Annotated in this window: 3 protein-coding genes; all 3 read right to left on the reverse strand. The window is 67.1% G+C overall.

The window, feature by feature from the left end:
• Positions 1 to 948 (reverse strand): amidohydrolase family protein (locus tag VGF12_RS16590; RefSeq protein ID WP_331177153.1); only part of this gene is annotated, 948 nt, incomplete at its 3' end.
• 19 nt (positions 949 to 967) lie between these two features.
• Positions 968 to 1885, reverse strand: a complete 918-nt coding sequence (locus tag VGF12_RS16595; RefSeq protein ID WP_331177154.1) for a ribokinase — start codon at positions 1883 to 1885, stop codon at positions 968 to 970.
• A 76-nt stretch (positions 1886 to 1961) separates the two neighbouring features.
• On the reverse strand, positions 1962 to 3119 hold a 1158-nt coding region (gene gltA, locus VGF12_RS16600; protein ID WP_331177155.1), incomplete at its 5' end, for a citrate synthase.

Genomic DNA, 3119 nt, shown 5'->3' on the forward strand with positions numbered 1-3119 from the left:
GCCGAACATGTCCAGGCGGTTGTTGGACGCGGCGCCATCGGTGCCGAGGATGGTATTGACGCCGGCGGCTTCCAGCGCCTTCAAGGGCATGACGCCCGAGGCCAGCTTCAGGTTGGAGTTGGGGTTGTGCACCAGGTGCACGCCCTTCTTCGCCATCAGCTCGATCTCAGCCCCGTTGAGGTGGACCATGTGCACGGCGATCATGCGCTCGCTGAACAGGCCCAGTTTGTCCAGGCGGGCGATGGGGCGCACGCCGTGCGCCTTGATGCCGTCTTCCACCTCGCCCGCCGTCTCGTGGATGTGGCAGTGCATCTGGATGTCCAGCTTCTCCGCCAGGTCGCGCAGCTTGATGAAGGTCTCATCGGACACGGTGTAGGGCGCGTGCGGCGCGCTGGTCCAGTCCAGCAGCGTCTCGCCCTTGTACTGCTCGTAGGCGGCCACGCCCTTGGCGATGTAGTCGTCGGGGCCCGACGCATAGCCGGTCGGGAAGTCGATGACGTTCATCGACACGGCGGCACGCACGCCCGAATCCAGGGCGGCGCGGGCCATGGCGGTCGGGAAGAAGTACATGTCGTTGATGTAGGTCGTGCCGCTGCGCAGGCCTTCGGCTGCCGCCAGCTTGGAGCCGAGGTAGGTCCAGTCCTCGCTGACCCACTTCTTCTCCAGCGGCCAGATGTGGTTCTGCAGCCAGTCCATCAGCGGCACGTCGTCGGCGACGCCGCGCAGCAGCGTCATGGCGGAATGCGCGTGGCCGTTGATGAGGCCCGGAATGAGGATCTGCTCGGGCAGCTCGACGCGCTCGGCCTGCGGGTACTGGGCCAGGAGCGTCTCGCGCGGGCCGATGGCGGCGATGCGCTCGCCGTCGATCAGCAGCGCGTGGTGCTCCAGCGTGTTCTCGCCGGGCTTCATGGTCAGCAGCCAGCGGGGCAGCAGCAGGGTCTGGGACATCTCTTGTTCTCCTGGTGATTCAGTTCTTGAGCAGTTGTTCGACTTCGGCACGACGCGGCATCGCGTCCTGCACGCCGGGGCGCGACACTGCAATGGCGGCGGCGGCCTGGGCAAAGGACAGTGCGCGTTCGATGGGCTGCCCTTCGGCCAAGGCGGTGACGAGCGCGCCGACAAGGGTATCGCCAGCGCCGACGGTGTCGACGGCCTTCACGGGTCGCGCGGGCACGCGTCGGGTGCCTTGCGCGTCGACCCAGCACAGGCCGTCGGCGCCCAGGGACACGAGCACGGCAACCGGTCCCTTGGCACGCAGGGCTCGGGCCAGCGTCTCGGGATCGGCCGCCTCGCCGTCCCTGGGCGTCACCAGGGCCTGGGCCTCCAGCGCATTGACGACCAGCAGGTCGACATGGGGCAGCAAGGCTTCGCAGCCGGGCCGGAAGGGCGCTGCGTTCAGCAGGGTCTTCACGCCGGCCGCGTGGGCCCGCTCGAAGGCGCGGGCGACGCTCGCCAGCGGCAGCTCCTGCTGGGCCACCAGCCAGCGCAGGCCGGTCAGCTCGAGCGCTTCGACCTGCTCCAGCGGCAGCGTGCCGTTGGAGCCGGCGACGGTGACGATCTGGTTCTCCGCATCCTCGGCACCGACGACGATCAGCGCCACGCCGGGTACCTCGCCGGCGGGCTGGGCGATGGCGCGCACATCGACGCCCTCCCCCGCCAGCTGCGCCACCATGGCCGCACCGTTCTCCAGCAGGCCCACGCGAGCGGCCAAGGCCACGCGCGCTCCCAGCCGCGCCGCTGCCACCGCCTGGTTGGCGCCCTTGCCCCCCAGGCAGGAGCCGAACCGCTGACCGCGCAGCGTCTCGCCCGGCAGGGGCAGGCGCGGCGCATGCACGATGAGATCGCGGTTGACGCTGCCGAGGACAAGGATCTCTGGTGCGGTCATCAAGTCTCCAAAAGCAAGAAACCCCTCGGGGTGACCGAGGGGTTCGCGGATGAGGCGAGAGGCGATCAGCCGACCATCAACGCTGAGCGATGGGCTTCACGTCGCGCGCCGTGGCGCCGACGAAGAGCTGGCGCGGGCGGCCGATCTTGTACTCGGGGTCGCCGATCATCTCATTGAGCTGAGCGATCCAGCCGACCGTGCGGGCGAGCGCGAAGATGGCAGTGAACAGCGGCACGGGGATGCCGATGGCGCGCTGCACGATGCCCGAGTAGAAGTCCACGTTCGGGTAGAGCTTGCGAGCGACGAAGTACTCGTCTTCCAGTGCAATCTGTTCCAGCTTCATGGCCAGCTCGAACAGCGGGTCGTTCTGCAGACCCAGTTCGGCCAGCACTTCGTGGCAGGTCTCGCGCATCAGCTTGGCGCGCGGGTCGTAATTCTTGTAGACCCGGTGACCAAAGCCCATCAGCTTGACGCCGGAGTTCTTGTCCTTGACCTTGCTGATGAAATCGCCAATGCGGGCCACGCCGCCCTGCTTCTGGATGTCACCCAGCATGTTCAGGCAGGCCTCGTTGGCGCCGCCGTGGGCGGGGCCCCACAGGCAGGCAACGCCGGCCGCGATGGCCGCGAACGGGTTGGTGCCCGAAGAGCCGCACAGGCGCACCGTCGAGGTGGACGCGTTCTGCTCGTGATCGGCGTGCAGCGTGAAGATGCGATCCATCGCGCGCACCAGCACGTCGTTGGGCTTGTAGTCCTCGCAGGGCGTGGCAAACATCATGCGCATGAAGTTGCCGGCGTACGAGAGATCGTTCTTCGGGTAGATGTAAGGCTGGCCGATGGTGTACTTGTAGGCCATGGCCACGAGCGTGGGCATCTTGGCGATCAGGCGGATCGCCGCGATCTCGCGGTGCTCGGGGTTATTGATGTCGGTGCTGTCGTGATAGAAGGCCGACATCGCACCCACCAGGCCCGTCATGACGGCCATCGGGTGCGCGTCACGGCGGAAGCCGCGCAGGAAGAACTGCATCTGCTCGTTCACCATCGTGTGACGAGTGACCTTGTCTTCGAAGGCCGCCTTCTGGCTTTCGTTGGGCAGCTCTCCGTACAGCAGCAGATAGCAGGTCTCAAGGTAGTCGCAGTTCACCGCGAGCTGCTCGATGGGGTAGCCGCGGTACAGCAGCTCGCCCTTGTCACCGTCGATGTACGTGATGGACGACTGGCACGAAGCGGTGGACAG

Source organism: Roseateles sp. (assembly GCF_036404855.1).
Classification (GTDB): Bacteria; Pseudomonadota; Gammaproteobacteria; order Burkholderiales; family Burkholderiaceae_C; genus Pelomonas.

Coding starts and splice junctions, on each gene's coding strand:
- VGF12_RS16595 (WP_331177154.1), bottom strand. CDS start 1,885: ATGACCGCACCAGAGATCCTTGTCCTCGGCAGCGTCAACCGCGATCTC.